13 protein-coding genes are annotated in these 16741 nt (G+C 72.3%); 1 reads left to right on the top strand and 12 read right to left on the bottom strand.

Annotated elements, in window-relative coordinates; translation table 11 throughout:
* Positions 1-576: 576 nt before the first annotated feature.
* From ispG to DEJ29_RS10265, 7 genes are all read right to left on the bottom strand, one after another.
* Positions 577-1731, bottom strand: coding sequence for a flavodoxin-dependent (E)-4-hydroxy-3-methylbut-2-enyl-diphosphate synthase (gene ispG / locus DEJ29_RS10235; protein WP_171907786.1), 1155 nt, complete (start codon positions 1729-1731; stop codon positions 577-579).
* Positions 1732-1787: 56 nt separating this feature from the next.
* Complete coding sequence (locus DEJ29_RS10240; RefSeq protein ID WP_111094228.1) at positions 1788-2348, bottom strand: cysteine hydrolase family protein; 561 nt, start codon at positions 2346-2348, stop codon at positions 1788-1790.
* Entirely contained in the window at positions 2345-3823 is a 1479-nt protein-coding gene (locus DEJ29_RS10245; RefSeq protein WP_111094227.1) for a purine-cytosine permease family protein, read from the bottom strand. Before DEJ29_RS10245 ends, DEJ29_RS10240 begins: the two co-directional genes overlap by 4 nt.
* Before the next feature lie 24 nt (positions 3824-3847).
* Complete coding sequence (locus DEJ29_RS10250; protein WP_181438118.1) at positions 3848-5182, bottom strand: M50 family metallopeptidase; 1335 nt, start codon at positions 5180-5182, stop codon at positions 3848-3850.
* Between the two features lie 128 nt (positions 5183-5310).
* The gene (dxr, locus tag DEJ29_RS10255; RefSeq protein ID WP_111094225.1) at positions 5311-6423 is read right to left on the bottom strand and encodes a 1-deoxy-D-xylulose-5-phosphate reductoisomerase; all 1113 of its coding nucleotides are present in this window, start codon (positions 6421-6423) and stop codon (positions 5311-5313) included.
* 2 nt (positions 6424-6425) lie between these two features.
* Positions 6426-7397 (bottom strand): FKBP-type peptidyl-prolyl cis-trans isomerase, encoded by a 972-nt coding sequence (locus tag DEJ29_RS10260; protein ID WP_071404621.1) that lies wholly within the window; start codon positions 7395-7397, stop codon positions 6426-6428.
* A gap of 6 nt (positions 7398-7403) precedes the next feature.
* Positions 7404-7913: an OsmC family protein gene (locus DEJ29_RS10265; RefSeq protein ID WP_111053976.1), complete on the bottom strand. Its 510-nt coding sequence runs from the start codon at positions 7911-7913 to the stop codon at positions 7404-7406.
* Between the two features lie 34 nt (positions 7914-7947).
* Between DEJ29_RS10265 and DEJ29_RS10270 the strand changes: the two genes are divergently transcribed.
* Positions 7948-8940, top strand: a complete 993-nt coding sequence (locus DEJ29_RS10270) for an asparaginase (protein WP_111094224.1) — start codon at positions 7948-7950, stop codon at positions 8938-8940.
* Between the two features lie 85 nt (positions 8941-9025).
* On the opposite strand, the gene DEJ29_RS10275 is transcribed toward DEJ29_RS10270, so the two are convergent.
* From DEJ29_RS10275 to DEJ29_RS10295, 5 genes are all read right to left on the bottom strand, one after another.
* On the bottom strand, positions 9026-9796 hold the full coding sequence (locus DEJ29_RS10275) for a hypothetical protein (RefSeq protein WP_111094223.1): 771 nt from the start codon (positions 9794-9796) through the stop codon (positions 9026-9028).
* A gap of 65 nt (positions 9797-9861) precedes the next feature.
* On the bottom strand, positions 9862-11835 hold the full coding sequence (locus DEJ29_RS10280) for a double zinc ribbon and FHA domain-containing protein (RefSeq protein ID WP_111094222.1): 1974 nt from the start codon (positions 11833-11835) through the stop codon (positions 9862-9864).
* Entirely contained in the window at positions 11832-14309 is a 2478-nt protein-coding gene (locus DEJ29_RS10285) for a TgpA N-terminal domain-containing protein (RefSeq protein WP_111094221.1), read from the bottom strand. Before DEJ29_RS10285 ends, DEJ29_RS10280 begins: the two co-directional genes overlap by 4 nt.
* Positions 14306-15619, bottom strand: a complete 1314-nt coding sequence (locus tag DEJ29_RS10290; protein ID WP_258375885.1) for a DUF58 domain-containing protein — start codon at positions 15617-15619, stop codon at positions 14306-14308. Before DEJ29_RS10290 ends, DEJ29_RS10285 begins: the two co-directional genes overlap by 4 nt.
* A gap of 98 nt (positions 15620-15717) precedes the next feature.
* The gene (locus tag DEJ29_RS10295; protein WP_027465773.1) at positions 15718-16689 is read right to left on the bottom strand and encodes an AAA family ATPase; all 972 of its coding nucleotides are present in this window, start codon (positions 16687-16689) and stop codon (positions 15718-15720) included.
* Positions 16690-16741 lie beyond the last annotated feature (52 nt).

Here is a 16741-nt window from a genome sequence, read left to right on the forward strand (position 1 = left end):
CGCTGCGTGCGCGCCTGTAGGCTCGCACCGGGCGATCAACCCGGCGGCCGCTCGCGAAGTCCGCACTGTGCGGAGGGGACGCGCGTCGAGCAGCCGCAACGGGCCTCCGCGGCGTTCCGCGGTGCGTCGCCCGCGTCGGCCGCGCCGCGGGCGCCGCGGAGCGGAGCCGCACGGTGCGAGGTTCGTCGGCCGGTGCGGCGGCAGCCGCTGCGTGCGCGCCTGCAGCCTCGCACGGGGCGGTCAATCCGGCGGCCGCTCGCGAAGTCCGCACTGTGCGGAGGGGACGCGCGTCGAGCAGCCGCAGCGAGCCTCCGCGGCGTTCCCCGGTCCGGCACGCGCGTCGCGGGCACCGCCGGCGACGCGGAGCGGAGCCGCACCGTGCGAGGTTCATCGGCCGGTGCGGCGGCGGCCGCTGCGTGCGCGCCTGCAGGCTCGCACGGGGCGATCAACGCGGCACGGAAGCGCGAAGCACGCACCGTGCCGACCGGCGCTGGCGCCGGCACCAGCACCGCACGACGACGGACCGGAGGCCCGGTGCCAGCTGGCACCGGGCCTCCGGTCGGAGGGTGGTCGCGCCTACGGCGCCATGATCACCTGGGGCGTGCCGGTGGCGGCGGCCGGACCCATCTCGTCCGCGATGCGGTTCGCCTCGTTGATGAGCGTCTGGACGATCTCGGCCTCGGGCACGGTCTTGACGACCTGGCCCTTGACGAAGATCTGCCCCTTGCCGTTGCCCGAAGCGACGCCGAGGTCGGCCTCGCGCGCCTCGCCCGGGCCGTTCACGACGCAGCCCATGACGGCGACGCGGAGCGGGACGGTCATGCCCTCGAGCCCCTTGGTGACGTCGTTCGCGAGCTGGTAGACGTCGACCTGCGCGCGACCGCAGCTCGGGCAGGAGACGATCTCGAGCTTGCGCTCGCGCAGGTTGAGCGACTGCAGGATCTGCAGGCCGACCTTGACCTCTTGCGCGGGCGGGGCGGAGAGCGACACGCGGATGGTGTCGCCGATGCCCTCGGCCAGCAGGATGCCGAACGCGGTGGCGCTCTTGATCGTGCCCTGGAACTCCGGGCCGGCCTCGGTCACGCCGAGGTGCAGCGGCCAGTCACCGGCGGCGGCGAGCTGCCGGTAGGCCTTGACCATCACGATCGGGTCGTTGTGCTTGACCGAGATCTTGAAGTCGTGGAAGTCGTGCTCCTCGAACAGGGAGGCTTCCCACACCGCGGACTCGACGAGCGCCTCGGGGGTGGCCTTGCCGTACTTCTGCAGCAGGCTCGGCTCGAGCGACCCCGCGTTCACGCCGATGCGGAGCGAGACGCCGGCGTCCTTGGCGGCCTTGGCGATCGCGCCGACCTGGTCGTCGAACTTGCGGATGTTGCCCGGGTTGACGCGGACGGCAGCGCAGCCGGCGTCGATCGCCTGGAAGACGTACTTCGGCTGGAAGTGGATGTCGGCGATCACGGGGATCTGCGACTTCTTCGCGATGATCGCCAGCGCATCGGCGTCGTCCTGCGTGGGCACGGCGACCCGGACGATGTCGCAGCCCGACGCCGTGAGTTCGGCGATCTGCTGCAGCGTCGCGTTGATGTTGGTGGTCTGCGTCGTGGTCATCGACTGCACGGACACCGGGGCGTCGCCGCCCACGAGCACCTTGCCGACCCGGATCTGCCGCGACTTGCGACGCGGAGCGAGGGTTTCGGGGGACTTGGGCATACCGAGGTTGACTGCGGGCACGTGAGCACTCTACGCGCTCGGTCTGACCGTGCCGGGTCCGGTCCCCGTGCGTCCGTTCAGAGCTCCCTGACCGAGTCCACGACCGTGATCAGCGGGGCGTAGAGCCGCATCACCGCGAGCGCGCGGTCGTGGTCCTCGTCGCTGGCGCCGGCACAGGCGTCCGCCACGACGGTCACCGACGCACCGGCGTCGGCCGCGGCCAGCGCGGTCGACAGCACGCAGCAGTCGGTCGAGACCCCCGTGAGCACCAGGTGTGGGTGGTCGCCGACGACGGCCTCGAGGCTCGTCCCCCACTTGCCGAAGGTCGGTTCCGTCACGACGGGGTCGTTCCGGTCCGCGGCGGCCGACGCGAAGGGCTCGGTGAGCGCGTACAGGGGGTCGGCGTCCGGCACCAGTGCGAAGGGCCAGTCGCGGTAGTACGGCACCCACGCACCCTCGGGCTCCGCCGGAGCCACGAAGCGGGTGAAGACCGTGCGGCCCGTGAACCGCGGGAGGAGCCGCTCGATGCCGGCGCCGGCGTGGTCGTACCGCGGGGCGGCCCACGGGTTCTCGCCGGTGAAGACCTGCTGCATGTCGATGACGACGAGCCAGGCGTCGTCGGGGATCTCCGCGCTCATCGCAGGTCGTCCGGGGTGGCGAGTGCTTCCTGACGGCGGATCGAGCCGCGAGCGAACAGCAGCGTGCCGAGGAACCCGACGACCAGTGCGACGAGGACGCCGAGGTTCGCGTAGGCCCACGGCCCCTCGCGGCCACCGAGGCCGAACGGGCCGAGCAGGTAGCCCTGCCAGTTGAGCCAGGCCGGGACGCCGTAGGTGTTCGTCACCAGGCCCCACCCGAGCACGGTACCGAGCACGACGAGCGCGATGGGCAGCCACCGGACGTCGCCGTAGCGCCCGCGGCGGTCGTCGAGCTCGGCTTCCGCGTAGGCGCGTCGACGGAGCAGGACGTCGGCGACGAAGATCCCGGCCCACGCGGCGATCGGGACGCCGAGGGTCACGAGGAAGGCCTGGAACGGCGAGATGAAGTCCTGCGCGAAGAAGGCGACGTAGACCGCACCGGCGACCATGATCACACCGTCGACGCCCGCGGCCGCCGGACGCGAGATCTTCACGCCGACGCTCAGCAGTGCGAGGCCCGACGAGTAGATGTCGAGGACGGCTCCCCCGACGAGCCCGAGGATCGCCACGATCGCGAACGGGATGAGGAACCAGACCGGGAGCAGCGTCGTGAGCGCGCCGATCGGGTCGGCTCCGATCGCGTCGTTCAGGTCCGGTGACGACCCTGCAAGCATCACGCCGATCACCACGAGGACCGCCGGTGCGAGGGCACCGCCGAACGTCGTCCAGCCGACGACCCCGCCCGTCGAGGCATTCCGTGGCAGGTACCGCGAGTAGTCAGCGGCGGCGTTCACCCAGCCGAGTCCGAACCCGGTCATCACGAGGACGAGCGCCCCGATGACGTTCTGCCCGCTGCCGGACGGCAGGGCACCGAGCGCTGCGAAGTCGATGGTCGGCGCGGCGAGCACGATGTAGACGACGGTCAACACGGCGGTGACGACGGTGATCACGGTCTGCAGGCGCATGATGACGTCGAACCCGGCGATGCCGGCTCCGACGATCAGTGCGGCGACCACGATGAGCGCGACGATCTTCGTCAGCACCCCGCCGTCCCAGCCGAGCTCGGTGAACACCGTCGAGGTCGCCAGGACCGCCAGGGCGGCGAGCGACGTCTCCCACCCGACGGTGAGGACCCAGCTGAGGAACGACGGCACCCGGTTGCCGCGGACCCCGAAGGCCGCGCGGCTCAGCACCATCGTCGGCGCGGACCCGCGTTTGCCGGCGATCGCGACGACGCCGCACAGCAGGAACGAGAACACCACCCCGATCACCGAGACGATCGTCGCCTGGGCCAGCGAGATGCCGAAACCGAGGACGAAGGAGCCGTAGCTCAGGCCGAGCACGGAGATGTTGGCGGCGAACCACGGCCAGAACAGTCCCCGTGGGGTGCCCTTCCGATCGGACTCGGCGATGACGTCGAGGCCCTGGCGCTCGACGGTGCGAACCTCGGGAGGGTTCGGGGCGGCTGTGGTCATCCGCTGAGCGTAGCGCCGGAGCGACTACCCGAACAGGTTCACCGGCCGCACGATGTCGGCGTAGATGAGCAGCGCGCTCATGCCCGCCAACAGCACCACGACGACCATCGTCAGCGGCATCGTCTTCGCCAGGTCGATGGGCCCCGGGTCCGCCTTGCCGACGAGCTTGAACGACCGTCGCTTGATCGCTTCCCAGAGCGCACCCGCGATGTGTCCGCCGTCGAGCGGCAGCAGCGGCACCATGTTCAGCACGAACAGGCCGATGTTGAGCGAGGCCAGCAGCCCGAGGATCGTGTACGCCTTGTCGACGACGGGGACGCCGCTCATCGACGAGACCTCGCCGATCGCGCGGCCCACGCCCACCACCGACACGGGGCTGTCCTGCGACCGCTCCTGGGCACCGAACGCGGCGTTCCACACGGCGACCAGGCGCTGCGGCAGGTCGATGATCAGGTGCGCCGACGCCGCGATCTGGGCGCCGGTCGCGGGCAACACCTCGGCCGGGGACTGCCGCACCAGGGACTGCCCGATGCTGACGCCGACCACGCCGACGCGCTGGGTCTTCGTGGTGCCGTCGTCGTTCTTGACGACCTTGCCCTCGGCGTCGTAGACGTCGCGGGTGGCGGTCGTCGGGGTGATCTCGAGGGTCTTCCGGGCACCGTCGCGCTCGACGACCACGGTGACCTGCTCACCGGCGGACTCCTGGAAGACCTCGGAGACGCGGGTGATCGTGGGGTCCTGCTCGCCGTTCACCGAGAGCACCACGTCGTCGGACTCGATGCCCGCCTGCTTCGCCGGGGACACCGCGTCGCCGGGCGAGCACTCGGTCGTCTGGCTGTTCGGCAGCACGCACCCGACGCTCGACGTGAAGGTCGTCGTCGGTGCCCCGAACCCGCACAGCAGCACACCGAACAGCACGATGCCGATGACCAGGTTCATCGCCGGGCCCGCGACCATCACGATGATCCGCTTCCACGGCGTCAGGCGGTAGAAGGCACGGGAGTCGTCACCGCCGGAGTCCGCGATCTGCTCGGCGCTGGCCTGGCGGGCGTCCTGCACGAACGCGCCGTACATGCCGGTGTTCGTGATGGCGTTCGCCCGGCCCGAGGCGCGCGGCTTGAGCATGCCGACCATCGAGATGTACCCACCGAGCAGGATCGGGCGGATCCCGTACTCGGTCTCACCCCGCTTGAACGACCACATCGCCTTGCCGAAGCCCAGTGAGTACTGCGTCACCTTGACGTTGAAGAGCTTCGCGAAGGACAGGTGCCCCAGCTCGTGGAGTCCGATCGAGACCAGCAGGCCGATGATGAAGACGACCACGCCGAGGACGAAGAGCAGGACGGATTCGACGGTCACCGGGAAAGAGTACGGGACTGATTCCATGACGGAGCCGAGCGCCGTCTGAGAGGTGATCTGGGCCTCCAGGCCGGTGCGTCACGTCCGCGGTCTGCCGCCTCCGCGTCGGACGGGAGGCGCGACTCGCGTCAGCGGGTCAGCGCGCGGTCCGCAGCGGTGCGGGCCCACTGCTCCGCCGCGAGCACGCCGTCGAGGGACGGCTCCCCCGCGGTGTGCTCCTCGACGACGCGCTCGACCGTGTCGACGATGTCCAGGAAACCGATCGCGCCAGCGTGGAACGCGGCGACGGCCTGCTCGTTCGCGGCGTTGAACACGGCCGGGAACGTCCCGCCCAGCTCGCCCACTCGCTTGGCGAGGGCGACGGCGCCGAAGGCGTCCTGGTCGAGCGGCTCGAACGTCCACGTGCTCGCGGTCGTCCAGTCGAGCGGCACGCCGACGCCGGGCACCCGGTCCGGCCAGGCCAGGCCGAGCGCGATCGGCAGACGCATGTCCGGCGGCGACGCCTGGGCGATGGTGGAGCCGTCAACGAACTCGACCATGGAGTGCACGATCGACTGCGCGTGCACGGTGACGTCGATGCGGTCGTACGGCACGTCGAAGAGCAGGTGGGCCTCGATGACCTCGAGCCCCTTGTTGACCAGGGTCGCGGAGTTCGTCGTGACGACGAGACCCATGTCCCAGGTCGGGTGCGCCAGTGCCTGGGTGGGGGTGACGTCACGGAGCTGCTCGCGGGTGCGCCCACGGAACGGACCGCCACTCGCCGTCAGGACGAGCCGCTGCACCTCGGCGTCGGCGCCGGAGCGCAGCGCCTGCGCGATCGCGGAGTGCTCGCTGTCCACGGGCACGATCTGCCCGGGCGCCGCGGCCTGCTGCACGAGGGAGCCGCCGACGATCAGGCTCTCCTTGTTCGCGAGGGCGAGCACGGCACCGCTCTCGAGCGCCGCGAGCGTCGGGCCGAGGCCGACCGAGCCGGTGATGCCGTTCAGGACGACGTCGGCCTCGACGCTCCGGACGAGCTGCTCCGAGTCGGCCGCGCCGAACGCCGTGTCGTGGACGCCGAACCGGGCGGCCTGTTCCGCGACCAGGTCGCGGTTGCTGCCGGCGGTGAGCCCGACGACCTCGAACCGGTCGGGGTTGCGGGCGACGACGTCGAGCGCCTGGGTGCCGATCGAGCCGGTGCTGCCGAGGACGACGATCCGCCGACGGTCCGGACCGGTGGTGCCGAGGCGGCCGTCCGTCACGGTCAGCCCTTGGCGAGGATGTCGACCACGAAGACGAGCGTGGCGTTCTTCGGGATGCCCGAGCCCTCCTGCGGGTTCGCGCCGTAGGCGTCCTCCGGCGTGGCGACGATCAGGACCTGCGAGCCGACCTTCTGCCCGACGAGCCCGGTGACGAAGCCCTTGATGAGCGCGCTCTCCGACACGGTGAAGGTGGTGGGGACACCCTTCGACCACGAGGAGTCGAACTCCTTGCCGGTGTCGTAGACGACGCCCTTGTACTGCACGAGTGCGGTGTCGCCGTCGGCGATCTCGGTGCCGTCGCCCTGCTTGAGCACCTCGACCGTGGTCTTCGTGGGCGCCTTGACGCCGTCGGGGACCGTGATCTCCGGCTCGCCCGAGGCCTTGTCCTTGACCGTGGGCAGGCCCGGGTCCTGGTCCTGCGGGGTACCGGTCGCCTTGGTCGGGGTCTGCGCGACGACGTCGGCGACCACGACGATCTCACCGCCGGTGTTGAAGCCGAGTGCCGAGGACTGTCCGACCGCGGCGACCCGGTCGCCCACCTTCGAGCAGGCGAGGAGCGCGCCGAAGCCCGATCCGCCGACGGAGAGCACCTGCGGGTTGCCCTCGTCGAAGCCGACGGTGCCGAGCTTCTTGGCGTCCGATGCCTCGTACACGCTGTAGGAGACCTGCGCGTAGTCGCCCTCGTCGAGCGCCGCGCCCTTGCCCTTCACGAGGCGGGTGGCCTGCGGCGTCTTCGCGGACAGGCCGGACGAGAACTTCACGGTCGGGGCCTTCGGACCACCGAACGACCCGGTCGCCTTGATGGCGTCTGACGACTTGCCCGGGTCGGGGCAGGAGGTGATCGCCGAGGCCGTGGCACTGGCCGACGGGGTCGGCGAGGCCGAGGACCCGTTCGAACCGGAGCCGGAGCAGGCGGCGAGTCCCAGCACGACGGCGGGGACGATGGCGATCGGGAGCAGGCGGAGACGCTTCACGAGGACCTAGTCTGCCCCACCTGTCGAAGAGTCCCCTGCCAATGACGCAGGTCGGACGACCAGCTGCGGCTCGTGGTGCACCGGGAACGCCACGGACCGCGCGATGAAGCAGAGCTCGTTCGCGGTGACGTGTGCGGCTTCGGCGTCCGCGGCCCGGTCGGCTTCGAGGATGGTGACGACCGGGTGCAGGGTCGCCTCGGTCAGTTCACCCGAACCGTCGCGGTTCAGGCGGAGCGACGCGGTCGCGGTGTCCTGGTAGTCGACGACGGTGAAGCCCTTCGTCACCGCGACGTGCAGGTAGCTGAGCATGTGGCACTGGGCCAGCGCCGCGACCACCATCTCCTCGGGGTTCCAGCGGTCACGGTCCCCGCGGAACGTCGGGTCGGCGGAGCCGGGGACGTCGGGCTTGCCGGTCGCCGAGACCACGTGTTCGCGTCCGTAGTCGCGGTACCCGGAGGTGCCGGTCCCGCGGTCGCCGGTCCAGCTGACGGAGACCTCGTAGGAGTGGTCGTGCACGGGTGCGCCCCTTCGCCTTGGCTAGCATGGCGGCATGACGGTGAGCCCCGAAGTCCGCAGTGATCGCCATCCTCTCACCGCCGACGGTTCCGTCGAGCTGGCGGTGCTCGAACGCTCAGGGTTCGACGAGAGCCGGCACGTCGGCGCCGGAGTCGTCGTCGACGCGAGCGGCACCGTGATCGACTCCGTCGGCGACGTGACCGCGAGCATCTACCCGCGTTCCACCATGAAGCCGTTCCAGGCCCTGGCCGTCCGACGTGCCGGTGCGCTGTTCTCCGACGAGGAACTCGTCCTCACCACCGCGAGTCACGCCGGCACCGCGGCGCACCAGGCGCTCGCCCTGCACATGCTCGAGTCCTTCGACCACGTCGAATCCGACCTCGGCTGCCCGCCCGACATGCCCTTCGACCGCGGGACCGCCCGGACGATGGACGGCCCCCGCCGCCTGGCGATGAACTGCTCCGGCAAGCACGCCAGCATGCTCGCGGCCTGCCGGGTGAACGGGTGGGACGAAGCCACGTACCTCGACATCGAGCACCCGTTGCAGCAGCGGGTGCGTTCCGTCGTCGAGGAGTACACGCACGAGACCGTCGACCTGGTCGGCACGGACGGCTGCGGTGCCCCCGTGTTCCCGCTCACCCTGACGGGGTTGGCACGCGGGTTCGCCGGTGTGGTGGCACGGGCCGACGACGACTCCGCTGCCCTGACCGATGCGGTCTTGGCGCACCCGTGGGCGATCGACGGCGTCGGACGCGCGAACACGGTCACCATCGAGCGACTGCAGGTGCTGGCGAAGCTCGGTGCCGAGGGCGTCATGGTCATGGGGTTGCCCGGAGGCGCGGCCGTGGCCGTGAAGGTGCTCGACGGCTCGCAGCGGGCCGGCACCCTGGCGGCCCTGGCGCTGCTCGAGCGGAACGGGCTCGTGGCGTCGGACGGGGTGGCCGAGGTGCTCGACGCAACCGGTGAGCGGGTGCTCGGTGGTGGCGTGCCCGTCGGCGCGGTGCGGGTCGGCGCCGGGTTGCGCTGATCGTTGGTCGGCGCTGGTCAGGGGTCAGCGCCGGTCAAGGGTCGGCGCTGGTCAAGGGTCAGCGCTGGTCAAGAGTCGGCGCTGGTCATCGATCGGCGCCCACGGGGTCGGGGACGAGGACCGGCAGCGCCGGGGACACCCGGACGACCGCGTGGTCGTCGGGTCGGCGGACGGAGCAGCCGTACCGTGAGACCTCGACGGTGACGTCCCGCTGACGGGGCGCCGATCCGAGTCCGGCCACGAGCACCACGGAGCCGTGCGGTCGGCCGTCGGCAGCCACCCGCACCGCGACCGAGGTCCCCGACGGCAGGGCGTGCACTGACAGGGTGCTCGCTGCCCGGGTGCTCGCTGGCCGGGCGCTCGGGGCTGGATCGGTGCTGCCGGTCCCCACGGCGTCGAGGACCTCGGGAGCAGCGGCCCAGCGCAGGTCCTCGTCCGCGCGGACGGCAGCGGCTCGGAGCTGCTCGGCGAGCCCGCGGAACACCGCGACGGCGAGTGCTCCGGCACCGACGACCACGACGTGGGACGCGGCGTCGACCCGGAGCACGCGGCCGCCCGGACCGTGCCCGAGGACGAGTGCCGGCGTGCCGTCGCCGTCCCCGGGAACGGTGCCCGTCAGCGTTTCCGGCGCACCGAGCGGTCCGGGCTCGGCGGGCTGGTCGGGTCCGCGCGGAGCGACGACCGCGACCGGGTCTGGCGAGGCCGAACGGTGCAGCACCACGTCGACCAGCGCGCAGCACGCACCCGCGCCGAGCAGGACGCCCTGCCCCGCGCCGCTGATCGGCGCGAGGACCCCGGCCACGACGAGCGCGACCGCGGCCCCCACGATCACGCAACGTGCGGTGAACCGGGACATGACCCCATCGCACCAGGAACGAGCAGCTCAGCGCTGGCCCGGGACCCGATCTGTGGAGAAGTCGCCTACTGCACCAGGAAGAACTGCTCACCGATGTCGACGCGGGCACCACGCTCGACGCGGTACCGACGACCGGGCTCGCAGCGGCGGATCGATCCGTCGATGTGCCGGACGACCGTGCCGTTGCCGGAGAACCGGTCGGAGACCCACAGGTCGTCGCCGTCGCGGCCGAGCTCGAGGTGCGTCTTCGACACGGACTTGCCCGGGTCGTGCACGGTCAGCAGGTCGTCGTAGCGCTCCCCCGGCTGCGGTCGCGGCAGTCGGCCGAGCAGGCCCGTGCCGTGGACGCCGAGCCGCTCACCCGTGCTGAAGTGCAGCACGAACGGTGCCCGCGTCGGGGTCTTCGCGACGATGCGGGTCTCGTCGACGTCCTCGTCGAGGTCGTCGAGCGCGCCGGCCGCTGCGGGCGACTCAGACCGGTCGACGGGCGGGAGCGGCAGCGCGGGTCCGGTCGCTCCCGGGATCGGGGGCAGCGGTGCAGCGGAAGGCACGCCCGCGGTGTCGGCGGACGGTACCGAGGAGGGGACGGTGGCGGAACCGGGCACCGGCGGGATCGGCGTGCGCGGCACGGCGGACGCCTCGGTCGGCGGATCGGGCTCGGTCACCGGGGCAGCGTGCGCCCCGCGGGGACGTCGGCCGGCATCGGACTGCTCGACCTCGGCGCGGAGGGACTCGTCGTCCACTGGGATCTCGTCGTCCGGCTCGTCGCCTGCAGCGCGCTCGTCGGACTCGTTCGGACCCGCGGGCTCGGCGGAACCCGCGTCGGGCTCGTCCGGCTCGTCCGCAGCGTTGCCCGCGTCGGGGGCCTGCGTGCTGTCGGACTCCTCTGCTGCCCAGTCGGGTCGGGTCATCGGCAGCGGCATGACCGGGCCGGTGAAGGCCGCGGTGACCGCCGGACGGACGGCTCCGCACTCGCCGCAGAAGATGTCGTCCGGTTCGAGACGGTTGCCGCAGACGTGGCAGATGGTCGTCTCGTGCATGCCCGGGGTGACGAGCGGGGCCGGACGGGGCGGTCGACGGTCGATCAGCGGCTCGACCACGGCGGTGTCCCCGGGCTGCGGGGCCGACACGACGGGCGGCTGGTCGTCGGTGGCGCTGGTCTCCGACGCCGCCACGATCGTTTCGTGGGGCTCCGGCTCGGAGGTGTCCCGGGCACCCTGTGCGTCCCGGGGTTCCTGGGCGTCCTGTGCGTTCTGGGGTTCCTGTGCGCCGTGTTCGTCGCGCGCAGGAGCCGCAGCGTCCTGGTCACCAGCAGGTCCGGCGGGTGCTCCCGGCATCGGCGGGACGACCGGATCGGCGGGCGCCTCGGCAGCCGGGGTACCGCGACCGACCCACCAGGACGGACCGGCGGGTGCCGCCGGGGGTGCGGTGGCAGCGGGCGGCGCCCACACCGGCACGGAGGGTTCGGCAGCGGGCTGCGGCTCGACGGGCTGGGGCATGACGGGCTGTCGCGCCGCCTGGTCGGAGACCGACGACGGAGCATCGCGGATCGGGTCCTCGGGCGTCTCGGGGCGTCCGGGAGCCGGGGCGATCCGCGTGCGTTCGGGGTCGTCGGCATCGAGGGGTTCGGACGGGTACGCGTCGGGGTCGAGGGGAGGCTCGGACTCGCCCGGCGCACCCGACCAGTCCTCGAGCCCGGACCCGGCACCGTGCACGTGGGAGGGGGCCTGGCGCGGGGCGAAGTCGTCGGGACGCTGCACCGGCACGGGTGCCGGCGGTTCGGTCCCGCGACGGTCGGCACCGGTGAGCCAGGCACGGGTGGCGGGATCGAGCGTGGCTTCGGGCAACCAGGCGTCGGAAGCCGGGTCGGACCGTCGGCCGTGTGCGTCGGGCTGCTGCAACGGTGGCGGCGGCGCCTGTTCGACGGGGGTCTGCGCGACCGGGCGACGGCTCGCGGCGGCGGTGACCGCGCGACCGCACTCACCGCAGAAGATCGCTCCGTCCGGGAGCATCGATCCGCAGTGTTCGCATCTGATCACGTGGTGCCTCTGTCCTCACTCGGCCGTCCACGACGCTCGTCCGGCCTCTGGACATCGTAGTCGCCGCGCCCCGACGCAGCCTGGCCGCCGGTCCGCCGACGGGACCGTGCCGTCGGACGGCGTCCCGTTCCCCGCAGGGACCGGAGCGAGACGGCGGTGCGGAACCGCTCCCGCCTGGTCCGCCCTGTCCGGAGCGAACCGATCGCGTCGTCGGTCGCCGCCCACATGCGGTCGGCGGTGGTCTGGTCGGCGTCACTCGGACCGAACACCGCACGGTCGGCCAGCGCGGCGAGTCCGGTGCCACCGTCGCCCGGTGCACCGACCACGGCTTCGCGTCGGGTTGCTGCCTGCCGCACGTCGTGCCCGCGGTCGAGCAGTGCGTCGCGGTACTCGTCCCAGGCGCCGACGATGCGGCCGCGCGGCGTGGTGGCGTTCCGTCGTCGGCGGCGCCGCAGTCGCTTCAGCAGCACGATGACGGCGAACGGCAGCAGGACGAGCGCGACCACGCCGAGGGTCCCGAGGGCCCAGGGCAGCACCGCGAGCAGGATCTGGAGCCAGAGCGGCTGCACCGGCGGCGTGTTCCGGTCGCTCTCGGGGGGCGTCTGCTGGTCCTGGTCCTGCCGGTCGACCGGGGGCGGCGGCACCACCGTCTCGGGTCGGGTGACCGGCTGCGGGGTCTGCTGCTGCTCGTTCGGGATCTCGCGCACCTCGGGGTTGGGGTTGAGCATCACCCATCCCCACTGCGCGGTGTCCACCTCGATGCGGGCCGTGACGTCGGACCCACGGAAGGTCGTCGTCCCGCCACGCGCTGCGGTGCCGTCGCGGGCCGCGTCGCCCCCGGACGTGAAGCCCATCACGACCCGTGCCGGGAAACCGATCTCGTCCGCCATCAGTGCAGCCGCCGCGGCGTACTGCTCCTGGTCCCCGATCATCAGGGGTGCGGTGAGGAGCTCCTGGACACGGTCGGCACCGTGACCGGACCGACTCATCCGGTCGTCGCCGACACCGTGGCTGACGTACCCGTTCCGCTGCAGGGACTGCACCGCCGCGAGGAGCTTCGCACCGGGTGCCGACACGTCCTTCGTCGTGGACTCCACGGTGTCGCGCACGGCGTCGGGGACGTCCCGTGCAGTGGGCACGGCGGCGCTCCCCGGCCGTGCGGTGGCCAGCTGCCGTTCCGTCGGCTGGTCGGGCAGCACCGCCGTCAGGTCGTAGGACGTGCCGTCCCCCACTCCGCCGACCACGGCGCCGGTGCCGGTCGACCCGTTGTAGAAGAAGGCGCCGCGCTCGTCGTCGGCGTCCTGCCCGGTGAACTCCACGCGCTCCAGGTCACCGACCGTCGGCAGCCACACACCGCGGTACCCGTCGACCGTCACGCCGACGTCGACCGTGGTGCCCCGGACGCCACGGACGTCGACCGCGGTCGGCACACGTTCGAAGGTGCCCGAGCCGGCCGAGCCGTCGGTCCCGCCGACGCGGTAGACGACGCCGTCGTAGGTGTCGAGCGTCGCGATGCGGACGAACCCGCCCTCGGGCAGACCGGTCACCCGGAGCTGGGTCGCGTCCGAGGCGGTGGACTCCTCGTAGGCGCGGAACCCGCTGAGCGGACTGACGTAGTCGCGTGGGTCGAACGGCTTCACGACGTCGGTGCGTGCGACGGTGCGCTCACCCGACGGAGGTGCCACCAGGCCGAGTCCGGTCGCGACGACCGCCGCGGCCACGATGGTGCCGGTTCCCACGAGGGCGGGGCGGACGATCGACCGCGCGACCGGCACGCGTGCACCGATCGTGGTCGCCACCGCGACGGCGCGCCGTGCGTGCCGCACGGTCAGTGCCCAGACGAGGGCGAGGCCCACCAGGACGACCGCCGTCACGATCGACGTGTCGAGCCGACTCGGCCCGACGACCACCCCCACCGCGAAGAGCACCAGTGCCGGGATGCTCGCGAGTTCCTGCCTGGAGGCGCGGGTCGCCACGCTCACGGCGGTCACCGTGGCCACGAGCAGCGTCACGGAGTACGGCACGAGGAGCGCCTCGTAGGAGCCGACCGGCAGGCTGATGGTCACCAGCTGCTTCCAGCCGAGGGCGACGCCGGCGAAGAGGTCGAGGAGGCCGCGTCCGGTGGGCAGCAGGCCGTTGGCCTGACTCGGCACGGCGGCGGGGACGCCCGTGAGCGTGAAGGCGGCGACGGTCGCGACCGCCACGACGGCCGTCGGGAGCCGGAACAGGGTGCCGAGGAGCGCGACGACCGTCCCGATGACGATCGCCGTGACGGCGGCGGTGATCATCGCGCCGTCCCGGTACACCGGCCACCAGGACGTGCTCGCGACGGCCAGCAACAGCCAGACCGCCAGCGTGCCGCCGGCGAGCCGGAACGGCACGAGCCGCCGTGCGTCGCGACGGTCGGACCGCCGGGTCGAGCGCCTCGCCCGGTCCGGTGCCCCGGCCGGGGTGGTCACGGGTGCGGCGCTCATGCTGCCGAGGCCGATCGGTGCAGAGCGTGCCGGAGGTCGTCCAGGTAGCCGATGGTCATCACCGTCAGACCCGCGACGCGCAGGAACCGCGGCTGGGCCTCGGGCTCGCAGATCACCGCGACGACCTCCACCCCGACGGGGAACCGCGTGGCGGCGAGTCGGAGCGCGGGTAGGCCGACGGTCGACCCCACCACGAGGAACGCGACGGAGATGCCCTCGGTGTCGCTGCCGACGATCCGGGAGACCTCGGCGATCGGCAGGCACGCGTCAGCGAGGCCGACCGAGGCGAAGTCGTCGAGCAGGCGCGTCGGCGTGACGGTGGGGAGCGTCCGCACGGCGTACACGGCACGCTTCGCGAACTCGGGCGTGCGCTGCGACACCACGACCGAGACCTCACGGCCGTCGCGGATCGCCCGCGCGCCGAGGGACGCGGCCGCGCTGACGGCGAGCTCGAACTCCTCGTCGTCGGCGAACTCACCGCGGGCGATGCCGAGCGCGACGACGAGGTGCGAGCGACGGGTGTCCTCGAACTGCCGGACCATGAGCGCGCCGGACTTGGCAGTCGACTTCCAGTGGATGGTGCGCGGGTCGTCTCCGGGCATGTACTCGCGGATGGCGTGGAAGGCGATGTCTGCGGGTGACAGGTCCGTCGTCGCCTGCCCCTCGAGGTCGCGCACCAGGCCGGTGCTCGTCGACGGGATCGCGATGGTGCGCGGGTGCACGATGACCTGCTCGCGGGCGGTCCAGACGAGCTCGCGGCGGACGAGTCCCACCGGGTCGGCGCGGACGCCCGTCACGGGACCGACGTCGAGCACCCCGCGGCGGAGCGTCGGGACGGGGACCTCCCGCTCGAAGGTGCCGTGCGGCCCGATGGCCGGGATCGCGACGTCGACGAGGCCGGATCCGACCGGGACCTCGACGGTGGTCGGCACCGACGGCAGACGCGTGGGGTTCTCGGCCGTGATGATCACGCCGGCATCGTCGCCGACCGCCACACGGTGCTGCGGCAGCCGCATCCGGATCGCCAGCCGCGACCGGCCGATCAACGCCACCGCGGCGACCACCGCGAGCACGGCGCCGGCGAACCCGACGACGACGATCTCCCGCAGGCCGAACCGGTAGCCGGTCACGAACGCGACGAGCGTCAGGGCGGCGACCGTCCACCCGAGCCCGGTGACGACGGACGAGACCTCGCCCCAGAGACGCAGGACGACCCTCCAGGCCGTTGCCCAGAGCCGGACGATCCCGATGACCGCATCCGCTGCCACGCCCTCGCGGTCACCGACGATGCGCGTCCGGACGTTGGTCATGCCGGTGACCGTCCCCGTGCGCTCGTACGCCGTCGTGCCACGACGCGACCGCGTCGAGGACGGACGGCGCGAGCGCGTGGAGACGGGCCGGCGGTCCGTCACGTCGTGACTCGGTCGGCGGGCGGCGGGGTCTCCACCAGGAGCTGCGCGATGACGCTCGGTGCGCTGACGCCGTCGAACTCGGCCTCGGCGTCGAGCACCAGGCGGTGCGCGAGGACCGGGACGGCCAGTGCCTTCACGTCGTCCGGCGTGACGTAGTGGCGACCGCTCAGCGCCGCGAGGACACGGGAAGCACGGATCAGGCCCATCGCCCCACGGACGCTCACGCCGAGGCGGACCTCGCTCGCCGAGCGGGTCGCGTCCACCAGACGGGCGACGTAGTCGGCGATCACGGCGTCGACGTGCACGGTGCGGGCCAGGGCGGCCATCTCGGTGATGGTCGCGGCGGGCACGACGCTCGCCAACGGGACCGACGCCGACGGAGCCGACGAGGTCTCGAGGATCTTCACCGTCGCGGCGTGGTCGGGGTAGCCGATGGACGTCTTCATGAGGAAGCGGTCGAGCTGCGCCTCGGGCAGACGGTAGGTACCGGCCTGCTCGATCGGGTTCTGGGTCGCGATGACCATGAACGGCGCCGCCAGACGGTGGTTGACGCCGTCGACCGTGATCGCGGACTCCTCCATCGCCTCGAGCAGCGCGGACTGCGTCTTCGGGCTCGCACGATTGATCTCGTCGGCGAGCACGATGTTCGCGAAGACCGGCCCGCGGTGGAAGTCGAACTCCTGCGTCCGCTGGTCGTAGACGCTGATGCCGGTGATGTCGCCCGGCAGCAGGTCGGGGGTGAACTGGATGCGGTTCGTGGTGCCCTGCACGCTCTGTGCCATCGCCCGGGCGAGGCTCGTCTTGCCCGTTCCGGGGACGTCCTCGAGGAGCAGGTGCCCCTCGCTGAGCATCGCCGTGACCGCGAGGCGGATCACGAACGTCTTCCCGAGGAGCACCTGCTCGACGTTGGTCACGATGCGGCCTGCGACGTCGGCGAACCAGGTGGCCTGCTCCGGGGTCATGCTCATGCGGGGTGGTCCTTCGGTCGTGGCGGGAGGTGTGCGGCGGCGGGAGGGTCGG

It is taken from the genome of Curtobacterium sp. MCPF17_021 (genome assembly GCF_003234605.2).
Classification (GTDB): Bacteria; Actinomycetota; Actinomycetes; order Actinomycetales; family Microbacteriaceae; genus Curtobacterium; species Curtobacterium flaccumfaciens.

Coding starts and splice junctions, on each gene's coding strand:
- DEJ29_RS10240 (WP_111094228.1), bottom strand. CDS start 2,348: ATGAGCGCGGAGATCCCCGACGACGCCTGGCTCGTCGTCATCGACATG.
- DEJ29_RS10245 (WP_111094227.1), bottom strand. CDS start 3,823: ATGACCACAGCCGCCCCGAACCCTCCCGAGGTTCGCACCGTCGAGCGC.
- DEJ29_RS10270 (WP_111094224.1), top strand. CDS start 7,948: ATGACGGTGAGCCCCGAAGTCCGCAGTGATCGCCATCCTCTCACCGCC.
- DEJ29_RS10275 (WP_111094223.1), bottom strand. CDS start 9,796: ATGTCCCGGTTCACCGCACGTTGCGTGATCGTGGGGGCCGCGGTCGCG.
- DEJ29_RS10285 (WP_111094221.1), bottom strand. CDS start 14,309: ATGAGCGCCGCACCCGTGACCACCCCGGCCGGGGCACCGGACCGGGCG.
- DEJ29_RS10290 (WP_258375885.1), bottom strand. CDS start 15,619: ATGACCAACGTCCGGACGCGCATCGTCGGTGACCGCGAGGGCGTGGCA.
- DEJ29_RS10295 (WP_027465773.1), bottom strand. CDS start 16,689: ATGAGCATGACCCCGGAGCAGGCCACCTGGTTCGCCGACGTCGCAGGC.